General features: G+C 69.7%; 16 protein-coding genes. 6 read left to right on the top strand and 10 right to left on the bottom strand.

From position 1 onward, the window contains the following. Positions 1–42 precede the first annotated feature (42 nt). Both D458_RS35420 and treZ read left to right on the top strand, forming a co-directional pair. Complete coding sequence (locus D458_RS35420; RefSeq protein WP_083936277.1) at positions 43–2520, top strand: tetratricopeptide repeat protein; 2478 nt, start codon at positions 43–45, stop codon at positions 2518–2520. A 342-nt stretch (positions 2521–2862) separates the two neighbouring features. Next, positions 2863–4647 (top strand): malto-oligosyltrehalose trehalohydrolase, encoded by a 1785-nt coding sequence (gene treZ, locus D458_RS0110400; protein WP_026119174.1) that lies wholly within the window; start codon positions 2863–2865, stop codon positions 4645–4647. A gap of 177 nt (positions 4648–4824) precedes the next feature. Here treZ and D458_RS0110395 read toward each other — a convergent pair whose 3' ends face one another. Beyond that, positions 4825–5400 (bottom strand): hypothetical protein, encoded by a 576-nt coding sequence (locus D458_RS0110395; protein ID WP_017586679.1) that lies wholly within the window; start codon positions 5398–5400, stop codon positions 4825–4827. A 50-nt stretch (positions 5401–5450) separates the two neighbouring features. Next, positions 5451–6281 carry an ErmE/ErmH/ErmO/ErmR family 23S rRNA (adenine(2058)-N(6))-methyltransferase gene (gene erm / locus D458_RS0110390; protein WP_017586678.1) on the bottom strand — a complete coding sequence of 277 codons (831 nt, stop codon included), beginning with the start codon at positions 6279–6281 and terminating at the stop codon, positions 5451–5453. 459 nt (positions 6282–6740) lie between these two features. Between erm and D458_RS0110385 the strand changes: the two genes are divergently transcribed. Continuing rightward, positions 6741–7442, top strand: coding sequence for a class I SAM-dependent DNA methyltransferase (locus D458_RS0110385; protein ID WP_017586677.1), 702 nt, complete (start codon positions 6741–6743; stop codon positions 7440–7442). An 11-nt stretch (positions 7443–7453) separates the two neighbouring features. Here the strand turns inward: D458_RS0110385 and D458_RS0110380 are convergent, their stop codons facing one another. Then, positions 7454–8275 (bottom strand): phosphotransferase enzyme family protein, encoded by an 822-nt coding sequence (locus D458_RS0110380; RefSeq protein WP_051049661.1) that lies wholly within the window; start codon positions 8273–8275, stop codon positions 7454–7456. 90 nt (positions 8276–8365) lie between these two features. Between D458_RS0110380 and D458_RS0110375 the strand changes: the two genes are divergently transcribed. Further along, the gene (locus D458_RS0110375) at positions 8366–8932 is read left to right on the top strand and encodes a helix-turn-helix domain-containing protein (RefSeq protein ID WP_017586675.1); all 567 of its coding nucleotides are present in this window, start codon (positions 8366–8368) and stop codon (positions 8930–8932) included. 85 nt (positions 8933–9017) lie between these two features. On the opposite strand, the gene D458_RS0110370 is transcribed toward D458_RS0110375, so the two are convergent. The 3 genes from D458_RS0110370 to D458_RS0110360 all read right to left on the bottom strand — a co-directional run bounded on the left by D458_RS0110370 (position 9018) and on the right by D458_RS0110360 (position 13524). Further along, positions 9018–10316 carry an MFS transporter gene (locus D458_RS0110370; protein WP_017586674.1) on the bottom strand — a complete coding sequence of 433 codons (1299 nt, stop codon included), beginning with the start codon at positions 10314–10316 and terminating at the stop codon, positions 9018–9020. A gap of 149 nt (positions 10317–10465) precedes the next feature. Continuing rightward, positions 10466–12709 (bottom strand): DUF6351 family protein, encoded by a 2244-nt coding sequence (locus D458_RS0110365; RefSeq protein WP_017586673.1) that lies wholly within the window; start codon positions 12707–12709, stop codon positions 10466–10468. A 245-nt stretch (positions 12710–12954) separates the two neighbouring features. Continuing rightward, on the bottom strand, positions 12955–13524 hold the full coding sequence (locus tag D458_RS0110360) for a pyridoxamine 5'-phosphate oxidase family protein (protein WP_017586672.1): 570 nt from the start codon (positions 13522–13524) through the stop codon (positions 12955–12957). Positions 13525–13935: 411 nt separating this feature from the next. Here D458_RS0110360 and D458_RS0110355 point away from each other — a divergent pair, with 411 nt between their 5' ends. Next, positions 13936–14592, top strand: a complete 657-nt coding sequence (locus tag D458_RS0110355) for a response regulator (protein WP_017586671.1) — start codon at positions 13936–13938, stop codon at positions 14590–14592. Between the two features lie 171 nt (positions 14593–14763). Then, positions 14764–15141 carry a DUF1304 domain-containing protein gene (locus tag D458_RS0110350; protein ID WP_017586670.1) on the top strand — a complete coding sequence of 126 codons (378 nt, stop codon included), beginning with the start codon at positions 14764–14766 and terminating at the stop codon, positions 15139–15141. A 74-nt stretch (positions 15142–15215) separates the two neighbouring features. Here the strand turns inward: D458_RS0110350 and D458_RS0110345 are convergent, their stop codons facing one another. The 4 genes from D458_RS0110345 to D458_RS0110330 all read right to left on the bottom strand — a co-directional run bounded on the left by D458_RS0110345 (position 15216) and on the right by D458_RS0110330 (position 23775). Beyond that, on the bottom strand, positions 15216–16988 hold the full coding sequence (locus D458_RS0110345) for a sensor histidine kinase (protein ID WP_017586669.1): 1773 nt from the start codon (positions 16986–16988) through the stop codon (positions 15216–15218). A 241-nt stretch (positions 16989–17229) separates the two neighbouring features. Then, positions 17230–20493 carry an NACHT domain-containing protein gene (locus D458_RS0110340; RefSeq protein ID WP_017586668.1) on the bottom strand — a complete coding sequence of 1088 codons (3264 nt, stop codon included), beginning with the start codon at positions 20491–20493 and terminating at the stop codon, positions 17230–17232. Between the two features lie 156 nt (positions 20494–20649). Continuing rightward, entirely contained in the window at positions 20650–21882 is a 1233-nt protein-coding gene (locus D458_RS0110335; protein WP_017586667.1) for an FG-GAP repeat domain-containing protein, read from the bottom strand. Positions 21883–22413: 531 nt separating this feature from the next. Continuing rightward, on the bottom strand, positions 22414–23775 hold the full coding sequence (locus D458_RS0110330; protein WP_017586666.1) for an MFS transporter: 1362 nt from the start codon (positions 23773–23775) through the stop codon (positions 22414–22416). Positions 23776–23910: the final 135 nt, after the last annotated feature.

Genomic DNA, 23910 nt, shown 5'->3' with positions numbered 1-23910 from the left:
AAACCCTTATCCCGCCGGGGATGACGCACCATAATCGGTGTTATGAACAGGGCAAGGGGAGATCAAAGCGACGTCGCGAACACCGTGAACGGAGACATCTTCGGTGGCATCGTCATTCAGGGCCGGGACCTGCATGTGGTCCACCTTGCGCCTCATAAGGTGGACTGGCCCGTCCGGGTCGGTGTCATCCCCGAACAAGCCGCCCACTTCCAGTACCGGGCCGTGACTGACCGTCTCTGCAAGACACTGAACAACTTCGGAACCGTCGTGCTGCGGCAGGTGCTTTCCGGTGCAGGTGGGGTCGGCAAGACTCAACTCGCAGCCCACTACGCCCGCACTCTGCGCGATATCACCGATCCTGAGCAGCGAGTCGACGTATTGGTGTGGGCCGACGCCTCCGCCCGGGACCGCATCACCTTCGCCTACGCCCAAGCCGCCCATCGCCTGTTTGCGATCGTCCCTGATGACCCCGAGGACGCTGCGAAGGCATTCCTAACCTGGCTCGGTGACCCCGCCAACAACCAGAAGCGACGATGGCTCGTGATCTGGGACGACCTCGCCGATCCTGCCCAACTCCGGGACCTGTGGCCCCCACACGACCACCCCCACGGTCGGGTCCTGGTTACTACTCGCCGACGCGATCATTCCCTCACTACCCAGGGACGCCACCTTTTCGATGTGGATGTCTTCACCCCCGAAGAAGCCCGCACTTTCCTCACTCGTGCCCTGAACCACGCAGGCATCGCCCACACGATCACGGAGATGGACGAACTCGCTGAAACGCTGGGGCGTCTACCTCTGGCCTTGGGTCAGGCTGTGGCCTACATGGCTGAACTGTCCCTGGGCTGCACCGCCTACCTGCAGCGGTTCCACGACCGCACGACCACCTTGGGTGACGTGTTCCCTGATTGGGATACACCTATCCCGCTCGCCACTACCTGGGACTTGTCCCTTCGTCAGGCCAGCACCCACACTCCAGCAGGCGTGGCCCAACCTCTCATGAGCTTGATCAGCCTGCTCGCCCCCGAAGGCATTCCGATATCGGTGCTCACCGCACAATGTGCGCTCTCTTACCTGACCGCCCACAGGACAAACCAGACCAAACCAGGATCGGACGCCGGAAGAAATCAAATAAAAAATGACACCACAGTAGAACCTATCCGTGATATCGAAATTCATGATGCCAGAAAGGCGCTAGCAAACCTACAACGACTGGGATTAGTCAATATAAGAGGACGCCTGGATGAGAAAAATACCCTCTTGAGCATGCACCAAATCGTGCAGCGCGCAACACGGGAACACCATAGCACTCGCCCGTCTCCATACACCGCTCGCGCCGCAGCTCACGCCCTAGTCGATACCTGGCCTAGCATGGATCAAAACGCAGCCTCAACCCAACGGCTGCGCGCCAACGCCAAAGCCCTCCGGGAACACGCCAACCAGTGGCTTTGGGAGAAAGGGGAATACAATATATTATTCCGACTAGGCGTCAGCTTGGGCGAGTCAGGCAACTTTTTTGAGGCTCGCAAATATTGGTGCGAACTCCTCGAAAGCGCCAGCAGTCATCTCCGTGCCGACCATCCGGACATCTTCGTTACGCGCAGTAATATCGCCCGATGGCGAGGGAAAAGTGGATATGCAGCCGAAGCAGTCAAGTCGTACACCGAGCTGCTTACCGACATGACCCACGCCTTGGGCAGTAAACACCCCGATACCCTTCTTGCTCGCAGCAATCTCGCGCACTGGCAAGGTGAGGCGGGCGATGTGCCGGGAGCAGCCAAGGCCTACGCGGAACTCCTCACCGACATGATCCGCGTCCTAGGGCCGGATCACCCCCACACCCTCACCGCGCATAGCAACCTCGCTCACATGCGCGGACTTCTCGGAGATGCCGTCGGAACCGCGAGTGCGTACGCGAGGCTTCTCTCCAGCCGCATCAGTGCTCTGGGACCAGATCACCCCCACACCCTCACCACGCGCCACAATCTGGCACGTTGGCGAGGAGAATCCGGCGACCCCAAAGGCGCCGCCCACACCCTCGATCAGCTCCTCACCGACATGATCCGCGTCCTGGGACCAGATCACCCCCACACCCTCACCACGCGCCACAATCTGGCACGTTGGCGAGGAGAATCCGGCGACCCCAAAGGCGCCGCCCACACCCTCGATCAGCTCCTCACCGACATGATCCGCGTCCTGGGACCAGATCACCCCCACACCCTCACCACGCGCCACAATCTGGCACGTTGGCGAGGAGAATCCGGCGACCCCAAAGGCGCCGCCCACACCCTCGATCAGCTCCTCACCGACATGATCCGCGTCCTGGGACCAGATCACCCCCACACCCTCACCACACGCCACAACCTCGCGTGGTGGATCCACGAGTCCGTTAACCGAGCCAAGGCCATTGTGGTTCTTCAAGCCCTGATCCCTGATCAGGAACGGGTTCTCGGCCGCAATCACTCTGAGACACGAGACAGCAAACAGGTACTGGAGCGTTGGATCGACGAATTCTTCTAGCAATAGCCTCCAGCCAGCCCAGGGAACCTTTGATCCGATGGTTGAACGGCCCCGAACACGAGGAAACCCCAGGCCAGGGCGGGTGAACCTTCGTCCTCACTTGAGGTCAGCGGACCTGTGGCGCTCCTGGTGTGCTCCCCTGAACCGGCTACCGCACCCGGGCCAAGTTGCTCACCTCAAACGGAGCCGCCGCTCCGCACAGCGGGGCGGCAGTCGCACCGGCCCTCACCCTCGCCATGCCGGGGCGACACCGCCTGACAGGTGGTCCCGTGCCGTGTTCTGCTGACTCGTGTGACGCGCGGTTCGGTTCGGCCCGTGTCACCCATGGGTAGGCCACTCTCCGTGAACGAACTGGTTACCCAACCCACCAGGCCCGCCACCCCCGGACGCGGGGTGCGCGGGGACTTCTCGGTCTGGGCGCCCCAGGCCCGCGACGTACGCGTCCGTGTCGACGGCACCGACCACCCGATGGACCGCGACGACGACGGCTGGTGGCACGCCCGTGTGGCGGGAGCCGGACCGGGTTCGGACTACGCCTACCTCCTGGACGACGACCCCCTGCCCATGCCCGACCCGCGCTCCCTCCGCCAGCCCGACGGGGTCCACTCACCCAGCCGGGTGTACGACCACGACGCCCATGCCTGGACCGACGGAGACTGGACCGGCCGCCCGCTCGCCGGGGGCGTGGTCTACGAACTCCACGTCGGCACCTTCACCCCCGAGGGCACGCTGGCCGCCGCCGTCGACCGCCTCGACCACCTGGTCGGCCTCGGTGTCACCCACGTCGAGCTCATGCCGCTCAACGCCTTCGACGGCACCCACGGCTGGGGCTACGACGGGGTCCTGTGGGCCGCCGTCCACGAACCCTACGGCGGCCCCGACGCGCTCAAGGCGTTCGTCGACGCCTGCCACCGCAAGGGCCTGGCCGTCCTGTTGGACGTGGTCTACAACCACCTCGGTCCCTCCGGCGCCTACCTGCCGCGCTTCGGCCCCTACTTCTCCGGGGAGAACGCCTGGGGCCCCTCCCTCAACCTGGACGGACCCGACTCCGACCCCGTCCGGAGCCTGGTCGTCGACGGCGCCCTGGACTGGCTGCGCCACTACCACCTGGACGGCCTGCGCCTGGACGCGGTGCACGCCCTGCGCGACGACCGGGCCGTGCCGATCCTCGCCGAACTCTCCGCGGAGGTCGACGCCCTGGCCGCCGGGCTCGGCCGCCCGCTCTCGCTGATCGCCGAGTCCGACCGCAACGACCCGCGCACGGTCATGCCCCGGGAGGCGGGCGGGCTCGGCATGACCGCCCAGTGGTCGGACGACCTCCACCACGCCCTGCACGTCGCCCTCACCGGGGAGAAGCACGGTTACTACGCCGACTTCGACGGTCCCGAGGTCCTCGCCGAGACACTCCGGCGCGTCTTCTGGCACGACGGGACGCTCTCGACGTTCCGCGGGCGCAGGCACGGTGCCAGGGTCGACACCGCCCTCGTCCCCGGCAGCCGGTTCCTCGGCTACCTCAGCACCCACGACCAGATCGGCAACCGCGCCCGCGGCGACCGCATGGGGGAGCACCTCTCACCCGGTCTGCTCGCCTGCGGCGCCGCCCTCGTCCTGTGCTCGCCCTACACACCGATGATCTTCATGGGCGAGGAGTGGGGGGCCACCACGCCGTGGCCGTTCTTCGCCTCCTTCACCGACCCCGACCTGATCGACGGCGTGCGCCGGGGCCGCCGCCGCGAGTTCGCCGCCCTCGGCTGGGCGGAGGAGGACATCCCCGACCCCATGGACCCGGCCACGCGCGACGGAGCGGTCCTGGACTGGTCCGAACCCGAGCACGGATCCCGCCAGCTGGTCCTGGACACCTACCGCGCCCTCATCGCCCTGCGCCGGGCCGAACCCGAACTCGCCGACCCGCGCCTGGACCGGTTCTCCGTCAGTGCCTATCAGGAGGGCCGTGTGCTGGTGCTGACCCGCGGTTCCCTGCGCCTGGTCTGCAACCTCGGCGCCGAGGTCACCCGGGTGGAGCTGGACGCCGTTCCCCGGGAGCTGCTGCTCGCCAACGGTTCCCCGGGGATCGACGGAACCTCGGCCACCGTCCCGGGCGAGTTCTTCGCGGTCCTGCGGGTCTGAGTCCGTCCGGTTCGGGGAACACCTCCGGGGCCCACGGGTAGGTGTGTGAGGCCTGCCCGAGGAGGCCCGCCGGTGTGCTGGAAGCGTCCGCCACGGGGCCTCCCCGGGGGCGGCCGCTTCCGCGTCCACCCCTGCGGGCCTGTTCGGCCGGCCTACTCCCGGCCCTCGGAAGTCGGCCTACCCCACCGGCCCCCGGAAGTCCGCCTCGTCCCCTCCGTTGGCCACGGAGACGAGCACGGAGTCGGGGGACTCCGGGGCGTCGCACACCATGTCCGTGGTGTGGGTTCCGGCCTCCAGCTCCCCGAGCGGCGCGTCGGTGGTGGCGGGCTCCGCGTGTTCCCCGTAGGAGCACCGCACGTCCAGCAGACCGGTGCCGAAGACCCGGCCCAGCTCCGGCACCTCCACGGTCAGCGTGAACCCCACCTGCCCGGGGGCGGTGAGGACGACGTCGTCCACGGTGTAGACGACGTCCTCGGTGACGCCCTCCTGGAACTCCTCCTCGTAGGCGCCCACCGGGTGCGGGAAGGCGGCGCCCTCACCGAAGGCGAACTCCCCGCCCGTGCCGCCCCCGTCGACGGTGTCCTCCTCGTCGCCCTCCTCGGTCTCCTCCGGCGGGTCCTGCGGTTCCGACGCCGCGTCGGTGGCGCTCTCGTCGACAGTCGGCGAGTCCGGGGAGACCTCCTGCTCCGGTGAACCGCACCCCGCGGCGAGAAGGATCGGCAGAGCCAGTACGCAAGGGATGATTCGTCGCATACCCCCACGCTAGGTGAGGCGTCCATGTTTCCCCGGCTCCGGCCGGGGCCTCATCCGGCCAGAGCCCGGAACACCTCCAACCACTGCTCCGGGGACACCAGTCCCACCGGTGTGCCCGGAGTGGCCCCCGCCTGCCGTAGAGCAGCCGCCACCCGCGCGGCCGGATATCCCCGGCGCAGGGACGCGGACAGTGAACCGCCCACGCCGCCGAAGCCGAGTTCGACCATGCGCCGGTACTCGTCCCCGCGTTCCCACGGCACCAGGGGTTCGGCGCGCCTGCGCAGTACCAGTACCCCGGCGTCCACCCGGGGCACGGGACGGAAGCGGTCCCGGCCGATCCGTCCGGCCAGCCGCCACGACCACCACGGCCAGGTCAGCACGGTCAACCGGCTCCACCGGCCGTAGGCCCCGGTGCGTTTGCGGGCGTACTCCAGCTGGGTGACCAGGGTCGCCGAGGTCAGCCGCGGGGCCTCCAGGCACCAGCGGACGATGTCGGCGGTCCGGGAGTAGGGGATGTTGCCGACCACGGAGAACGGTTCGCGGGGCGGGCGTGCCCGGGTGAAGTCACCGTGCACCACCCGCACGCCCAGGGCCGGGTCCCGGTAGCGGGCGGCGAGCCGCTGGGCCAGCCGGGGGTCGAGTTCGTGGGCGATCACCTGTCGGGCCCTCGGAGCGAGGAACCGGGTGACGGCCCCGTCGCCGGGGCCGACCTCCACCACCAGGTCTCCGGGGGCCACCCCGGCAAGCCGGACCACCCAGCGGGCGGTGCCGGGGTCGGCGAGGAAGTTCTGCGAGAGCCGCCGCCGGTTGCCGGCGCCGCGGTGGTTCGAGCGGTCGTTCCGAGGGCTGGAGCGCTGGGTTCGGTGAGAGTGGCGTGCCACGTGTGGTCCGTTCTGTCACCCCGAGGGGTGGCTGACGCGGACGGGCAGCACGAGGGGGCGCGTTACCCGGGGAGGGTGCGCGCGTGTACCAGGAGAGGTCCGTGGTTGCCCGTCCGAAAGGAAGAGGACGTCGGCGGAACCTGGACCGGTACGCGTCTACGAATCGACGCCTGCGAAGAACCCCCTGGCACCGCCGACGTCGCACCCGGGAAACGGGGTACGGAAACGGCGGTGCGCTCGGAGGGGCTCGGTCACCGGTCCAGAGCGACGGACCGGAGGCGTGCGTAGGTGTGAGCGACCGAGGGCCAGGTGTACCGGCCCTCGAAGATCGCCGTGAATGCTGCCATGGGCAGAACGTTAGGGGAGCCGGGATCAGCGGGGCAACGGGTTTTCCGGGAGCCCCGCGCTTCTCGGAAAACCGGTCGCGTGTCCGCCGCCGGCCACGGAATACTCGGCTCCATGCCTGACTTCGCCGACTTCGATACCCGTCACTACCGCACCGTCGACGTGGCCACCGGCTACGACGGCTGGTCCCGTACCTACGAGGACTCCGTGCTCGACGCCATGGACCTGGCGCTCCTCGACGGGCTCACCGCACCCGACTGGTCCGAGGTCCGCCGCGCCGCCGACCTGGGCTGCGGTACCGGCCGCACCGGGGCCTGGCTCCGCGAACGGCGGGTGGAGCACGTGGACGGTGTGGACCTCAGCGCCGGGATGCTCGCCCTGGCGGACAAGCGCGGCGCCCACGACACCCTCACCCAGGGCGACGTCCGCGCGAGCGGTCTGCCGGGCAACACCTACGACCTGGTCATCGCCTCACTCATCGACGAGCACCTGCCCGACCTCGCGCCGTTCTACGCCGAGGCCCGGCGGCTGACCAAACCGGGCGGGCGCTGCGTACTGGTCGCCTACCACCCGCAGTTCATCATGGCCTCCGGCATGCCCACCCACTTCACCGACGCGTCGGGCGAGGAGGTCGCCATCACCACCCACGTGCACCTGATCGGCAACCACGTGAGTGCCGCCCTGGCCGCCGGGTGGCGTCTGGAGGAGCTGAACGAGGCGGTCGTGGACGACGGCTGGGTGGCGGCCAAACCCAAGTGGGAACGCTTCCGCGGCTACCCGATCTCGGCCGCGTTCGTGTGGGTCCGTCCCCTCTGATTGGAACGGGTTCAGCGAGCGGTCAGCGCCTCGGTCCACCGCTCCCGGTGGCGTGCGACGTAGGCGGCGGCCGGCCCCCAGTGGTCGGCGTGCCCCTCGGCGTGCAGGCGGGCCCAGGGCTGCCGACCCGTCCGCGCGCCCTCCTCCAGGAGCTCGAACATGCCGCGCACCCGCCGCAGGGCCGCCTCCGGGAGCTCCCGGCGCTGGTCGGCGTCGCAGCCGTAGCCGTCGGCCAGTGCCCGCAGCCGCAGCCCGTCGGCTCCGGGGTCACCGCCCTCGTGCAGGGGGACGAACCCGTGCGCGGCGTAGCCGAGATCGCCCATCCGGCTGCCGGGCCCCGCGCCGTCCCAGTCGATGAAGCACCAGGAGTCCGGGCCGCTCCCGGGGTCGCGGACCAGGTTCCACGGCGCGAGGTCGTTGTGGCAGATCACCTCGGGTTCCTCGGGTGGGAAGACCGATTCCCACCGTGCGTCGGCCGCGGGGCGGTGGTCGGCGGTGAGGTCGTGCAGCCGACGGATCATCGCGCCCAGCTCGCGGAGTTCGTCGGCGTTCATCGGCGGCATCCGGTCGGCCAGGGTGCCGGGGACGTAGGACAGCCGCTGGTAGCCCTTCGGCCGTTCCCCGTAGGTGATCGGTGCTGCGGGGTAGCCGTGCAGGCGGAGGTGGCGCAGCAGGGCGGTCACGGCGGGGGAGGAGCGCAGCCAGGGTTTGCGCACGGTGGCGCCGATCCGCAGGACCTGGTCGGAGACGTTCCCGCCCTCCAGGACCTCGACGTCCTCGGCGTCGTCCTCGAAAGCGGTGGGGTCGGTGGGGGAGTGGCCGGAGTGTGTCACGGGGCCATCCTCACCGCCCGGATCCGCCGCGTCCACCGGTTTGTCGGACAAGGATTCTCGATCGATTGATCGATCGGTTAGCCTGCTTCCATGGCAGAACCGGCCGAGAAGGAACCCGAGCGGGAGCCCGCCCCCGCGCCTCGCAAACGCCGTCCGGCCACCGCACGTGAGGCCAAGGCCCTCGGCCACCCCCTGCGCCTGCGCATCCTGCGGCTGTGCCTGACCAGGGAGCTCACCAACCGCGAGCTCGCCGACCGGCTCGACACCAACCCCGGAACCGTGCTCCACCACGTGCGCACGCTGGTGAACGCGGGTCTGCTCACGGCCGCCCCGGTCCGTACCGGGTCCAGCGGAGCTCTGGAGAAGCCCTACCGCGCCACCGACGAGTCCTGGTGGCTCGACGGTCCCCTCCAGGACCTGCCGCCGGAGGAGCGGACGGCCCCGATCGTCGCCCTGACCGACGAACTCGACGAGGCCGGACCGGAGGCGGTGCGCACCTACGCCAGGTTCGCCCTGCACCTGAACGACGAGGAGGTGGCCGAACTGGACCGGCGCATCCTCGCCGTGCTCGACGAGTACGTGGCCGGCGACGACCAGCGCCTGGACCGGCCGGTCCACGGCGGGGCGTTCCTGCTGTACCGCAGTCCGGAGGCCTAGACCGCTCCGAGCGCCGCAGACGCCTGGGACGTACGGAACGCCTGGGGCACCGGGGACATCAGGAGATCCGAAACGCCCGGAACGCTCAGGCCGCCTTCGGAGACGAGGGCGTGCCGGAGCTCTCGGCGGCATCGAGGGCGGCGTCGTCGATCCGCAGCAGCGGGACCGTCAGGGTGAGGATCAGCAGCCCCATGACGACGAACATGGCCTGTGTGCCGAGGAACTGCGCGAGCAGGCCGCCCACTCCCGCGCCCAGCGGCCGGGTGCCCCAGGCCAGCAGCCGGTAGACGCTGTTCACCCGGCCCAGGAGGGCGCCCGGGGCCATCCGCTGGCGCAGGGACACGGTGATCACGTTCCACACCATGACGCCGATTCCACCGACCACGAAACCCAGCCCCACCAGCCACGCGTCGGCGGTCAGTCCCGGCACCAGCGCGAGCAGGGCGAACGGCACGACGGACAGTCGCAGGGCGCGGGCCCGGCCCAGCATCCGCTCGCACCGCTCGGCGACGAACGCCCCGACCAGGCTGCCGGCGGCGAACGTGGAGAACAGCAGGCCGAAGGCGGCCTCGGTGAGCCCCAGCGGGGAGTCCGGGCCCACCGCGTAGACCACGAGGAGGGTGAACACGGCGCTCAGGGCGAAGTTGGAGACCCCGGCCAGCACGGCGAAGGTGCGCAGGACGCGGTGGGACCACAGGTACCGCACCCCTTCGGCGATGTCGGCGCGCATGCTGGTGCGCGGTCCGGTACGGCTGACCCCGAACCGTCCGCGCACCAGCAGCAGAGCGCCCACGGCGGCGAGCCACAGCGCCCCGGGGGTGAACAGGGCCAGGGCCAGGCCCACCGCGACCAGGGTGCTGCCCAGGGGCGGACCGATGAGCTCGTTCGCGGCCATCTCCATCCCGTACAGGCGCCCGTTGGCCCTGGAGAGCTGGTCGCGGCGGACGAGCTGGGGCAGGATCGACTGCGCGGTCGTGTCGTAGAGGGTCTCCGCGGTGCCGAGGAGGAAGGCGGCGGCGTAGATCAGCCCGATCGACCCGAGGTCGAGCCCCACTCCGAGCAACAGGGCCAGGGCCAGGGTGCCGCGCACGGTGTTGGCGCCGAGCATCGCCCGCCGCCGGTCCAGGCGGTCGGCCAGGGCTCCGGCGGGCAGGGCGAACAGGAGCCAGGGCAGGCTCAGGGCCACGCCGACCCCGCCGATCAGCAGCGGGGAGTCGGTGAAGCGCAGAGCCAGCAGGGGCAGTGCCACCTTCAGGACGCCGTCGGCGAGGTTGGAGAGTCCGGAGGAGGTCCACAGCCGCCAGTAGCCACCGCCCAAAGGGCCGGGGGTGGTCGTGGTGCCGTCGCGGGGGGTGCCGGATCCGGGGTCTTCGTTGTCGACCATGAATTGAGATTGACAGATGGATTGGGAAAATTCAATCGACCAGTGAAAGTCGATCGCCTGGCCCTCCCGGATCGCCTGGCCTCGGGGACCGAAGGGTCCCTGGAGCGGGTCGGCGTTGCGCACAGGGTCGGAAAGACACGGAACAGGGCCTAGAAGGACTGCCAGGGCCCCTTCGGCGGACGCTGGCCCTGGCCCGGCTCCGACCAGTCGCACACGCCCTCGGCGAAGACCTCCTGGGCCCGTTCGGCCTGCTCCTCGTCGAACTCCACCGGGTACGTGTCCTCGTCGAACCCGGTCAGGCGGCACTTGACGACGTCGGAGGCGAGCGGGCCGCCCGCGGCGGTCCTCGGGGAACCGTACGTGGGGAAGGCGTCCGCGCAGCTGTCCCCGTGCCCTTCCGGCAGCGGCAGCTGCGGGGAGACCACCCGTTCGTCCCCGATCCAGCAGGAGTCCGCCAGCCACTCCGGGCGGCTCCGGCGCAGGTGGTCGATCGGGGCTCCGCCGGGGTCGGTGCGGGTGAGTTCGGCGGCCGCGGTCACCCAGGAGTCGAGTTCGGTCAGAGCGCGTCCGGCCACCGGCTGGTCCGCGGAGAACACGTTGCCGTAATGCGCCTCCGTCAGCATCACGTGGTTGTCGGCGGTGCCGTTGGCGGCCAGCAGCCGGTCCCGGGTACTGAAGGAGTGGTACCGCATGTGGATGTCGCCGCCGGCGGCGTCGTCCTGGTAGGGGCGGTGGTCCACGATCGGGATGTCGGCGAGCCCGCCACCGGTGTGGAGCAGCCGACCGCTGTCGTAGGCGGCCCGGATCGCGTCCGGATCGCCCGGTGTGCGTTCGGGGGCGAGCCCGCCGTCGTGGTCGAACCCGCCCACGTACTCGTTCAGGTGCAGGAACTGGTCGACGTCGATGACGCCCTCCACCAGCGCCGACAGCCCGTACTGCACCCCCACGTTGTCCAGCGGGCGCCGCGGCAGGCCGGTCTCCGGATCGGTGCCGTAGACGTTGCGGGCGTGGGAGAACACGTCGCAGCGGGCCCCGCCGGGGTTGTCCTCCGGGTGGTAGCGCTCCTCGGCGGGCAGCGCGGCCGGGCACACGCCCCGAGGGTCGATCCTGGCCGCGGCGTCGGCCATCGCGCCGATGCCCTCCCAGGTCCCGAACCCGGACACCGCGCGCTGTTGCTCCCTGCTGAGGGCGTCGGGATGCGCCTCGGCGTAGGAGCGCAGGAGGAGGGCGTCGGTGACCGCGGGCACGGTCGCGAAACCGACGTCGGGGTAGCTCTGGGAGACCACGATGCCGTCGAGCAGCCCCGGGTAGTTGTCGGCGATCTGGTGTGACTGGTAGGCACCGCCGGAGGCGCCCCAGCCCAGGGTGTGGTCGGGGACCCCGTGGGCGAGGACGAAGCGTTCCTTGACCGCGTTCATGGTCTCGGCGGCCAGCAGGTCGTCGCAGTTCTGGCCGAACACGTTCAGGGAGGCGGAGGCCACCGCGTACCCCTGGGAGAGCATGCCGTGGTCCACCACCCCGGCGGTCCGGTCGCCCTGGACGAACCAGCCGCCCGGGCAGCCGCCGCCGAACTTGTACACCAGGCGGCGGTTCCAGCCGTCGGGGGCGGTCCACGGGTCGGGTTCGGGATCACGGGGGTCGTGCAGGACGGCCGTCTCGTACACGGCCCGGTTGACGGTGCCGGTCTCCACCCGCACCGTGTACGGCACCTCCTCGCCGCTGGAGGTGGTGGTTCGGGCGACGTCGGAGGGGAGGCGGCCGCCTTCGGGCAGCGGGGCGAACGCGCCGCCGGTGGTGCGGTACACGTACCCCACCACGGTCTCCACCGAGCAGTCGTCGTCGAGCGGTGCGCCCAGGCGTCCGCCCCAGGCGAGTTCGAAGTCCTCGGTCTGGCAGACGAACGGGTCCTGGTGGGGACCGGCGAACACCGGGCCGCTGCGGGGATGGTTGGTCACGACGACACCGGCCGGCTCGGGGGCGTCGCGGTTCTCGTCGCCGTCGGCCAGGGAGGCGACCAGGGAGGTCTGTCCCTCGGGCAGGTCCTCGACCAGCCCTTCCAGGACGTGATCGCTGCCGGGCAGGTGGACGGGGCGCAGGACGTCGGTGACGTCGGTGCCGTCCGCCTCCAAGCGCACCTCGTGGGGCTCGACCGGGGCGGGCAGCTCCACCCGGACCAGGGCGGTCCCGCCCATGACGGTGTCCGGCCGGGAGGACAGCACGCTCACGGCCAGTGCACCGGCAGGGCCCTCGGCCGCCGGCTGGAGCGGCGCGGCCGACGGGGGGACAGTCAGGGCCACGGCCTGCTGGACCAGTGAGCCACCGGAGAGGGTGAGGACAGCGGCGGTGGCGGCGGCGCCCACAGCCAGGGCCGTCCGGCCCCAGCCCGGCCTCACCGGGTGTTCCTCGAAACCGCGGGTGCACCCGTTTCTGTGGTGGACCGGGGGTTCCGGTGGCAGTTGTGACCGCTCTCGCACGAAGTGATGCTCTCCGTGTGACAGGAGGAGAAGCTGCGGACACACCGGCTATGAGACGGGCTTTGCACTCCCATGTCGCCACCGATACCCCGTTCGGTGACAAAAACACCGCTGGTCCGGTGGTCACACCTGTCCGCCTGTGGTCACCGGAGCACGCGGCGGCCTCAGGAGCGGTGGATGTCCCGGCCGGTCACCCTGCCCGGGGTGATCTTCAGGACCTGGTCGCGCGGTCCCTTCGCCCAGGGCTGGGGCAGCCGTCCCTGCGGGAGGCGTTCCAGCTCGCCGGTGTCACGCACCCACCGGCAGCGCCCGGAGACCAGCACGCTCCAGCCCTCGCGCCGCTCCTCGTCGAAGTGGTCGATCTGGAAGGCCGCGTAACCCCGCGAGTACCGCATGATCGTCCCGGCCAGTGTGGACCGGAACACGATGGTGTCGTTGACCAGGACGTAGTTGACCGGGAGCACTGTCGGCGCCGGGTCCCCGGCGATGGTGAAGGCCACCCGCCCGATGTCCCGTGTGGCCATCAGGTTGAAGCAGGTCTGGCGCTCCAGGACCGTGAAGCTCGCCCGGTCGTTGTCGGCCAGGTCGGCGCCGACCAGCAGCCGGTCGTCCTCCGTGAGCCGGTCCGTGCCCTCGAACGTGTCGGACGCCGCCCGCTGCTCCGGTGGCGAGGCGGCTCCCGCGACCCACTCCCGCCCCTGTGCGGACGCCCCGGATCCGCTTGTTCCAGCCATGGCAAGCCCCCCGAAGATTGGTGCCTTCTGTCCCTGCCCCCGCCATCCTTGCCGGTCGTGGCGCTGAGGGCAGGAGGCGCGAGTCCCCCGGCTGGCGACGAAGGTCCTCACCTGCGGACTACCCGTCAGGACGCTCGCCCCAAACGGAACAGGACGTTCGACTCATTCGACGGCGATGAGTACTGCCTAGAGTGAGTGGGGCGCGGTGAAGGTGCCCGACGAGAGCGCAGAGCGCGGGAACAGGGCGTGAGAGCACGGCGGAGGCCGCGCGATCCGGCTCCGGATCCGCACCCCGCCCACGCCGTGTCCGGAGGTGCCCCACAATGGGCACCGGGGGCGGGGCGCCCCACAACCCAGGGCGGCCGAGCCGCCTCAGGTCACCACATCCAGAGCTGAGGAGGTGCGCACCTGATGGTCGGCGACCGAACGATCCGGGTGTTCCTGGTGGACGATCACGAGATCGTCCGACGAGGGGTCGGATCACTCCTCGAGGACGAGGACGGCATCGAGGTGGTCGGCGAGGCCGGAACCGCCGCACAGGCCCTGGCCAGGGTCCCCGCACTCGAACCCGACGTGGTCGTGCTCGATGTGCGGCTCCCCGACGGTGACGGCGTCACGGTCTGCCGGGACATCCGCTCGACGCTCCCGGACACCCGCATGCTCATGCTCACGTCCTACTCCGACGACGAGGCGCTCTACGGCGCCGTCATGGCGGGGGCGTCCGGCTACATCCTCAAGCAGATCCACGGCACCGACCTGGTCGGAGCCGTCCGCACGGTCGCTCAGGGGCGTTCCCTGCTCGACCCCGAGTCCACCGCGCGCATGCTCGAGCGCCTGCGCGAGGAGGCCGGCCGCAAGGACCCGCTGAGCGAGCTCACCGACCAGGAGAAGCGCGTCCTGGAGCTCATCGGCGAAGGCCTGACCAACCGGGAGATCGGCTCCAGGATGTACCTGGCGGAGAAGACCGTGAAGAACTACGTGTCCCGCGTCCTGGCCAAACTCGGCATGGCCCGCCGCACCCAGGCGGCGGCCTACGCCGTGCGCCTGTCGATGAACCAGACCTCCTGACCTTCGCACCGACCGGCCGGGACGTCGCGCGCGACGTCCCGGCCGACGCACGAGGGGAACCACCGGTGCGCCGGGGCCGACAGCGGTTCGGAACGTGTCACGGCGCCGGGAACGGCGCGGCATGGGGCAGAGTGGGCAGGTCCCGTCCGCAACGAGAACACCGAGGCACCCGTGCACCTGGTCACCGTCATCCTGGCCGCGCTCGCCGCGCTGATCCACGTGTACATCTTCGTCCTGGAGTCGTTCCGCTGGACCGATCCGGGCACGCGCAGAATCTTCGGGATCTCCGCGGAAGCCGCCGAGACCACGCGTGAACTCGCCTACAACCAGGGTTTCTACAACCTGTTCCTGGCGATCGTCACCGCGGTCGGCCTGGTCCTGTGGCCGACGGTCCCCGCAGCGGGGGTCGCCCTGATCCTGGCGGGCACCGGCTCCATGGCAGCCGCCGCACTCGTCCTGGTCACCCGGGACAGCAGGAAGACGCGCGCCGCCGTGATCCAGGGGACCCTCCCCGCCCTCGCGGTCGTCTCCACCCTGTTCACCCTGTAGGGCCGCCCGGCCCGGAGCGACGGGCCGGGCGCACGGGGACGCCCGGGAGGCGGTTCGCGCAGAACCGCGCGGGTCTACACCGTCCCGCCCTCGCCGGAACGTCGCACCGGCGCCGACCACTCGACCACGGTGCCCCCGCCGGGACCGGAGGCCACCGCCGTCGTCCCGCCCAGCTCCTCGGCACGTGAGGCGATGTTGCGCAGACCGCTGCGGTTCACCCCCTCCGGGATGCCGCGGCCGTTGTCGGACACCCGCAGGACCACCTCGTCGCCCCCGACCGACACCTCCACGTCCACCGAGGTGGCCCCCGAGTGGCGGGCGGTGTTGGACAACAGCTCACGCAGCACCGCCACCAGGTGCTCGCCCACCCGCTCGTCCACCGTGTTGTCCACCGGCCCCTGGGTGAGCAGCCGCGGCGCGAACCCCAGGGTCTCGGCCGCGGTGTTGACCACCCCCAGCACCTGGGAGCGCAACCGCGAGGAGTCGTCCTCCGCGGAGCTCTGCAGCGCGAAGATCGTGGACCGGATCTGCCGGATGGTGTCGTCCAGGTCGTCGACGGCGCCCTGCACCCGTTTGGCCGACGTGGTGTCGTCGATCCGCCGTACGGTGCCCATCAGGGTGATGGCCGTGGCGTACAGCCGTTGGATGACCGTGTCGTGCAGGTCCCGGGCGATCCGATCCCGGTCCTCCAGCACACTCAGCCGCTCGGAGTCCAGCCGGGCCTCGGCCAGCTCCAGGGCGACCGCGGCCTGGTTGGCGAACGACGACAGCATGCTCAGCCAGCTGTTCTGGAAGGGGTCCCGCTGCCGGTCCCGGGCCAGCACCAGCACGCCCCGAGCGCCGTCGGGCGGACCGAAGGGCAGCACCAGCACCGGGCCCACCCCCATCCGGGTCAGGAAGCCGACACCGAGGTGCTCGAACGCGGCCACGTCGGTGCACACGGGCGTCCCGCTCAGGTAGACGCGGCCGATCAGGGTGTCGGCCGCCCTGGTCAGGGTGGCGCCCCGCGCCCCGGCGGCCAAGGACTCACGCTGGTCCTCGGGGCCGTCCCACACCCGCACGGTGAGGGTCTCGGCCTCCTCTCCGGGCATGGCGATCACGGCGATGTCGGCGTGCGCCATCATCCGGGCGCGCCGCGCGACCAGCCGCAGGACCTCCTCCGGGGCGGCGCCGGAGAGCAGCCGTGTGGTGATCTGCCCGGAGGCGTCCAGCCAGGTCTCCCGGCTCTGGGTCTGGGCGAACAGCTGCGCGTTCTCGATCGCGGTGCCCGCCGCGGTGGCCAGGGCCCGCAGCAGGAGCTCGTCGTCTCCGGTGAACTCCGCGCCGTCGGTCTTGTCGGTCATGTACAGGTTGCCGAAGACCTTGTCGCGGATACGGATGGGCACCCCCAGGAAGGTGTGCATCGGCGGGTGGCCCGCGGGGAAGCCGCGTGACTCCGGGTGCTCGCGCACGTCCCGCAGCCGCAGGGGTTCGGGTTCCTTGATGAGCAGTCCGAGGATGCCCTCGCCCCTGGGCCAGTGGTCGATGCGGGCGATCTCGTGCGGCTCCAGGCCCACGGGGATGAACCGGCTCATGTTCCCGTCCGGCCCGATCACCCCGAGTGCCCCGTACCGGGCTTTCACCAGACTGGTGGCGGTCTCGGTGATCCGGAGCAGCAGGGGCTCGAGTTCGAGTCCCTCACCGATGGAGATGACGGCCTCCAGCAGTGTGCGGATGCGCTCCTGGGTCCGGGAGATCTCGGTCATCCGGGACCGGACCTCGTCGAGCAGGTCGTCCAGCCGCACCTGGGGCAGTGACAGCCGATCCTGCCCGAGCGGGCCGTTCGGATCACCGTCTGTCTCACGCATGGGGGACTCTTTCCGGCTGCTGTCCACTGTCCGTGACCGAGTCTAGGCCCGCGTTTCCCGGCATCGTCGCCGCCTCCGGGACTCCACGGTGCGCCAGATCACCCTTCCCGCCCAGGCACTTCCTCCACCTGCACCGCCCTCCCCGACAAGTGCCGAAAGCCCTGTCCGAAGGGGGTCTTTCGGCTTATAGCAGTGGTCCTTGAATGCTTCCTCCGCCACCATCTACAAACGATGACCACTATCACCAAGGTCCGCCGGGTATGCGTCTCTCGACCCTCGATCCATCTCCCAGGAGTTCGGCGCCCAGCACACGGGTTCCTGGGAAAACCCGAACGACTAGGTTGCGGGCCCCCGCGATATCGGTCAGGTCTACCGCACTCAGCGTTTGGACATTGAGCGTGTCCAAGGTGGGGATGGTGCGGATCCACCTGGGCACGGGTACGGGCATGCTCTGTTCGAGGGACTCCAGGTGGAGAAGTCTGAGCCGGGGGATATGCGGAATGAAACGAGCATTGTATAGGGCGGTGCGCAGGTCTATCCGCAGTTCGGTGAGGTTTTCGAATTCCCCCAACAGCTCAAAGCTGAGAAGGGGAAGGCCTGGTCCGCTCCGTGTGATGAGGGCGGCCAGACATTCGATCTGGCTCTCCAGGCCGTCCAACCGCTTTAGGTGGGGTGTGTCGATGACACGAACGGTGCGGAGTCTGTTAGGTAGCTTGGCAAGGATGTTCAGGTCACTGAGTGATGAGCGCATGAACGCCAGGCTTCTGAGACCCGCCGGAATTAGTGTGTGAAAAGGTACTCGTGGAAGGCTTCTGGTCAGCTCCAACTCTTCGAGATGTTCGAGTTCGCGTAGGTCTTCCGGCTCGGGAAGAGTCCTGGAGTTGCCCAGCGATAGTATGCTCAGCCTGCTTCGGACGAGGGGTTTCAACGATGACACGGAGGCTCCGTTGTAGACCCGGAGCTCTCTGAGATGGGGAAGGTCTCTCAGCGGGGCGAGGTCGATGTCATGCCAGGAGCTTCGTGCACGCGGATTGAGCTTCACCCTGGTCAGCTGGGGTAGCTTCCCTATGCCCTGAATGGAGTCTCCGTTCCACCCTTCGATGCTGGCGCTGCGAGTCTTCGGCAGGTGGGATGTGAGGAAATCGATTCGATCGGCCGGAATGGGTAGATATTCGATGTCCTGATAGTGCTCGGCCCAGGGAAGAAGCACCGTGGCAAGGTCCTCGCCCATGTCGTTCCACCAGGCTCGGAGCGCCGCGCTTCGCACCCTCCAGGACCTGAAGCGCAAGGCCTGACCGATTACGGGCACCGAGTTGGGGCCACCGATCAGTGAGGCCGCCTCGATGGTCTTCGCTGCCTCCCGGGCATTCTTCGGCGGGGTCTTGACCAGTAGCGGCAGGGCGGACTCACCGACCAGCCCCAGGGCGTGGACGTGGTCCTTCGTTCTCGGCGGCAGGATGCTCCGGACCCGTTCTTCCACCTCCTCTCTCAAGCGCTGAGCGAGCTGGGGCGAGGTCTCCAGACAGGCGAAGGCCACCAGCAGCAGGCGGTCGTGGTGCTTCTTCACCTGGTCGGCCCGGTCCAGCAACCCGGTGACCAGCTCCTCCCGCTGAGCGGGGGTGGCGTGGCCGGCGGCCATCACCACCACCTCGTGCCACTGGTCGTCGTGGGCCTTGCCGACCAGCAGTGGAAAGCTGTCCTCCTCCACGATGGCCTTGGCGGCCAGGTACTCCTCGAAGGTGCGGTGCAGGAAGCTCACCCGGTCGACTGTTGGGCATTGGAGCAGTCCGCTGCGCACGATCAGATGGGTGAAGACCTCCTCCGGCTCCTCCTCGACGCGGTGCATGCCGGCCAGCACCCTCGCGACCTGCCGCTGCGCGGTACTGGTGGGGGCGTCCGAACTCCCGTTGATGACCAGCCACCTGGCCAGCTCCTGGAGGAGCAGCACCAGTTCCTTGCGGGACAGCTCCACCCCCTCGATGCCGCGCTGTTGGTCACGGTCCTTGAGCAGCATCGCCAGCGCCGCCTCGTACACCTCCATCCGGTCCCTGGGCAGTGACGTGTGCCGGTCCCGGTACAGGGCGCACAGCAGCGCGCACAGGAGCGGGGTCGAAGCGATCGTGCGTAGGTGTCTCTGTCCCATCACCTTGCCGGTGAGTTCCCGCTCGTAGGCGGTGAGGAGCTCTCGTTCGGTTTCGTCGGCGACCTCGCTGCGCACCGCCTCGTGCCAGTGGTGGATGAACGAACGCACGTCCCTGTCGGTGAGGGGTTGGAGCTCGGCACTGACGAACCCCTCCGCCTCGAGCCAGGACTCCTTGGCGGCCCCCGGTCTGGTGGTGACCACGTACCGGCAGCCGGGGAAGTCGGCCATCAGCTCCCGCAGCCATCTGCGGGCCGCCTCTCGCTGGCTCTGGGGGAGTTCGTCCACCCCGTCCACCAGGACGATCCCCCGGCCCGCCGCCAGGACAGAGGTCACCCATCCCTGAGGTGCCTGGTCGGCCAGGTGGCGCCCGGTGTGCCGGACGAAGTCGACGGGTTCGGGGAGCTTCTCGCCCACGTACTGGCGCAGCGGCACCATGAACGGGACGAGTCCGTTCCAGGAGGACATCGCCTCGGGGAAGTCACCCCGGCTGGCTCTCACCCCGACCCAACGCAGCAGGGTGGTCTTTCCCGTCCCCGCCGGCCCGCGAAGGAAGGTGCGGTCGTGCTCGGCGAGTGCCTGCTCCACCCGAAGGTCACCGCTGGGCAGGGACTCGCTTCCGTCGCCCAAGCCGAGCTGTTCCCGCCACCGCTGGTCCCAGGACACCCTCAAACTCAGGTACGCCAGGGTCAGCGGGTAGTTCCGGGTGTTCGCCTCGGTGCCGAACAGCTCCAGGACGTCCCAGCGCTCCGCCGCCTTTCTCCGGTAGGCCGTTTCGAACGCCGCCTCGGTGTCCTCCTTCCGGCCCACCTCCTTCGGGATGCGGTCCAGAAGCTCGTCCAGCTTCCCCAGGACCAGGCTCTCCCGGCGGAGCAGTTCGGTGAAGGCACCCGCCTGGAAGCGGGGGAGGGTCCCCAGGGTGGCCATCACGTAGGCGCAGGACTCCGGCAGCACCCGGTCGTAGAGGGCCACGCCCGCGCCGCCCAGGTCCCTGGTGGCTCCGGGTGCCTTGCCCCGGACGTAACGCTCCAGGTACAGCGGGTCCAGGTCCTGCTCGAACAGGATGCGGTCGGTGAGCCCGGCCCGTTCGAAGGTGTCCGCGACGGCCAGCACCGCAGCCTCGCGCTCGTTCTCCGCCAGTCCGTGGAACTCGTGGTCCAGGTAGCCGAGCACCCGCTCGGCGATGCTCTCCTCGATCTCGGCGAACTTGCGCTCCAGCCTGCGCTGGTCGCGTCTGCCGGTGACCTTCTCCTGGACCAGGTCCACGACGGTGGTCGCGGCGTTCTCCGCGATCGGGTTGCCGATCCAGATTCCACAGGCGGCCTTGACGACCGCGACGCCCAGTTTGAGCGCGGCTTCGTACACGGGTGCACTCCGGGGGTAGGGATGCGGGGGACCTGTTCCCAGCCTAGAACGGGCAGGGCCGCCGGGGGCGTTGTCCACAGCCCCGATCGGCCCGGGTTCTCGGCCGCCTCCCGCTTTCCGCGCCCCGTCCGGAGCGACATCCCTCCCCGACCGGAGCTAAAGCTCCTCGGTGGTGAACTCCAGCGGCTCCGGGTCGACGCCCTCGGGGCCGCCCAGGTGGAGCGCGTAACCCGCCCCGGCGTTGGGCGGGAACCCCGAGCTCACGGTGCTCAGCAGCAGGTCGGCGTAGCCGTCGCCGTTGTAGTCGGCCAGCGAGTGGTGGCTGTAGCTGCCCAGGTCGCCCCGTTCCGGGACGGGCACGGACGCGGAGCCCTCACCGGTCAGCCCTTCGGGGCCGCCGAACAGCACCGTCACGCTTTCGAAGGAGTGGAACGGGCCGGCCATGACCGCCGCGTCGTCGTGGCCGTCGCCGTTCACGTCACCCACCAGCAGTCCGTTGCCGAACCCGTCACCGTCCTCGGCCTCTCCGGGAACGCCCTCGCTGGCCCGGGTGAGGCGGACCGGTTCGGCGGCCAGGAAACCGTCGTCGCCCCCGTAGACGTCGACGTACCCCGGGTGCAGTTCGTCGTCATGGCCGGGCTCGTTGTTGGGGATGCCGCTGACCCCGATGAGCAGGTCGGTGCTGCCGTCGGCGTCGAAGTCGCCCGTCCCGTACGCGTGGCCGGGCGCGGTGTCGCCGAGGACCTCCTGGGCGGGGCCGTCCGGGCCGGAGCGCAGGACCAGGTGGGGTGCCGGGGACTCGTCGTAGTTGCGGACCAGCAGCAGGTCCAGCGCCGCGTCGCCGTCGGCGTCGAACACCGCGAGATCGGCGTCGTCGGCGTCGTCGGGCAGCTCCATGGCGCTGCTCTCAGTGGGGGAGCCGTCCCGGTCGAAGGGGCCCTGGTGGTAGGCGGCCTCGAACTCGTCCACGGGGGTTCCCTGGAGGTGGTCGAGCACGGCGACGTCGCTGTGTCCGTCCCCGTCGAGGTCGCCGACGGCGAGGGAGACCGCGTACATGTCGAACGGCTCGTCCTTCTCCAGCCAGGGCAGCGGCACGGCCTCCCCGGCCGGGCCCTCGGGGCCTCCCCACACCACGAACCCGCTTCCGGCGTCCACGAGCAGGTCGGTGTACCCGTCCCCGTCCAGGTCGCCGGTGTCCAGGACGGTGAGTGTCTCGACGTCGTCGGCGAGGCCCAGGTCGGAGCGGGTCAGGACGACGGACCGCTCGGGTGTCAGCCCGTCCTCGCCGCCGAGCAGCACCCCCGCGTAGGGTTCGCTGTCCCCCGGATCACCGACGTATCCGTCGACGGGCAGGTCGGTGTAGCCGTCGCCGTTGACGTCGGCCCCCACCGGGGCGGAGCCACTGCTGTTCTCGCTGCTGCCGGTGTTCTGGGCGTCGCTGAGGTCGGTGGTGCCGACGGTCGGGGCGCCGCAGGCCGTGGCCAGGAGCAGCGCCGTGGCGGTCAGGGGGAGTGTGGTGCGGGGGTGGATGGGGTGCCTCCCAGGGGCGAGGTGCGGGGGAACCGTCCGGTCCGTTGGACGTGGACGGCTTCCAGGGGGTTGACCGGACGGGGGTTCTGGTCGCGGAGTTTCCAGGAAGCCCTGTTCCGGTGATCCCTCCCCTGTACTCGCCGGTGGATAAACCCGATGTCAAGGCCGGAGGTGTGACCCGGCGGCTGACGGGGGGCGGTGCCGGGTCGGGGAACGCGGCCGCTCCGGTCGGGGCCGCGGAGCATCGGAGCCCTTGACCGGGAAAGGCCGGACGGGCCGGGGCGGCGTGTGCCGCCCCGGCCCGTCCGAGGGGGAGTGGGGGTGTTGTGGGGGTTCGGCGCCCTGACGGGCGCCGCGGGGGCTCCTGGAGGGGGACCCGGCCAGGAGGGCCTATCTGGTCACCTTGGCGGAGATGGTGTCCAGGTCGTCGTCGCGGGTCTCCCGGCTGACGATCAGCGCGCCCAGGGTGATCACGCCGACCAGGACCAGGTAGCCGCCGACCCAGGCCAGCCCGAAGGTGCCCGCGAGCCAGGTCGCGATGTAGGGCGCGAACGAGGCCCCCAGCAGGCTGGCCAGGTTGTAGGAGGCCGAGGCCCCGGTGTAGCGCACCTTGGTCGGGAACAGCTCCGGGAGCACGGCGGCCATCGGGCCGAAGGTCAGACCCATCAGGGACAGGCCGATGATGAGGAAGGCCATCACTCCGACGGTGCCGCCGCTGCCCATGAGCGGGCCCATGGCGAAGCCGAACGCGATGATCGCGACGGTGACCGTGACCAGGACGGGCTTGCGGCCGAACTTGTCGGAGAGCCAGCCGGAGATCGGGGTGAACAGCCCGAAGAACAGGACGCCGATGAGCAGGAAGACCAGGAACTCGGTGCGCTCGTAACCCAGGCCGTTCTCCGGGTCGGTGCCGAAGCCCAGGGAGAACACGGTCATCAGGTAGAAGAGCACGTACGTGGCGACCATGATCAGGGTGCCGATGACCAGCGCGGACCAGTTGTGGCGGAAGACCTCGACGATGGGGGTCTTGACCCGCTCGCCGGAGGCGATGACCTTCGCGAAGGCGGGCGTCTCGTGCAGGGTCAGCCGCACCCACAGGCCGATGACGATCAGGATGGTCGACAGCAGGAACGGGATGCGCCAGCCGTAGGCCAGGAAGGCCTCGTCGCTCATCGCCTGGCTCAGGATCAGGAAGACGCCATTGGCGAGGAAGAAGCCGATCGGTGCGCCCATCTGCGGGAACGTGCCGTAGAAGCCGCGCTTGCCGGGGGGAGCGTTCTCGGTGGCCAGCAGCGCCGCGCCGCCCCACTCCCCGCCCAGTCCCAGGCCCTGGCCGAACCGGCACAGCGCCAGCAGCAGCGGGGCCGCCACGCCGATCTGGGCGTAGGTCGGCAGCAGACCGATCGCGATGGTGGCGATGCCCATGGTCAGCAGGGAGGCCACCAGGGTCGCCTTGCGGCCGATCCGGTCACCGAAGTGGCCGAACAGCCAGGAGCCGATCGGGCGGGCCACGAAGGCGATGGCGAAGGTCGCCAGCGACTGCAGGCGGGCCGCCATCATGTCGCCCTCGGGGAAGAAGAGGTAGGGGAAGACCAGGACGGCGGCGGTCGCGTAGATGTAGAAGTCGTAGAACTCGATGGACGTGCCCACAAGGCTCGCCGTGAGGACCTTCCGCTTCGGGTTGGTCGGTGGCTCCGCCGTCTCGGCCTGTGGCCGTTTCGGCGCCGGGGTGTCTTCGGCGACGTCCGTCATTGGGAGTTCTTTCCAGCTCAGTGCGGGTTGATGGGATGGATGCTAGCCGCGGTGGACACTATATGAAACTTTTGTCTCAATATGTGGATACTTGGGGTGTTTGTGGTCGCCTCGTCATGCATGGGCGGATGGCGG

This window comes from Nocardiopsis ganjiahuensis DSM 45031 (assembly GCF_000341085.1).
Classification (GTDB): domain Bacteria; phylum Actinomycetota; class Actinomycetes; order Streptosporangiales; family Streptosporangiaceae; genus Nocardiopsis; species Nocardiopsis ganjiahuensis.
This window is presented reverse-complemented; position numbering and strand designations above follow the sequence as displayed.

What these genes read in the sequence shown, in the direction of transcription:
- D458_RS0110370 (WP_017586674.1), bottom strand. Translation starts at nt 10,316, where the DNA reads ATGGTCGACAACGAAGACCCCGGATCCGGCACCCCCCGCGACGGCACC.
- D458_RS35420 (WP_083936277.1), top strand. Translation starts at nt 43, where the DNA reads ATGAACAGGGCAAGGGGAGATCAAAGCGACGTCGCGAACACCGTGAAC.
- D458_RS0110345 (WP_017586669.1), bottom strand. Translation starts at nt 16,988, where the DNA reads ATGCGTGAGACAGACGGTGATCCGAACGGCCCGCTCGGGCAGGATCGG.
- D458_RS0110395 (WP_017586679.1), bottom strand. Translation starts at nt 5,400, where the DNA reads ATGCGACGAATCATCCCTTGCGTACTGGCTCTGCCGATCCTTCTCGCC.
- D458_RS0110355 (WP_017586671.1), top strand. Translation starts at nt 13,936, where the DNA reads ATGGTCGGCGACCGAACGATCCGGGTGTTCCTGGTGGACGATCACGAG.
- D458_RS0110375 (WP_017586675.1), top strand. Translation starts at nt 8,366, where the DNA reads ATGGCAGAACCGGCCGAGAAGGAACCCGAGCGGGAGCCCGCCCCCGCG.
- D458_RS0110360 (WP_017586672.1), bottom strand. Translation starts at nt 13,524, where the DNA reads ATGGCTGGAACAAGCGGATCCGGGGCGTCCGCACAGGGGCGGGAGTGG.
- D458_RS0110385 (WP_017586677.1), top strand. Translation starts at nt 6,741, where the DNA reads ATGCCTGACTTCGCCGACTTCGATACCCGTCACTACCGCACCGTCGAC.
- D458_RS0110330 (WP_017586666.1), bottom strand. Translation starts at nt 23,775, where the DNA reads ATGACGGACGTCGCCGAAGACACCCCGGCGCCGAAACGGCCACAGGCC.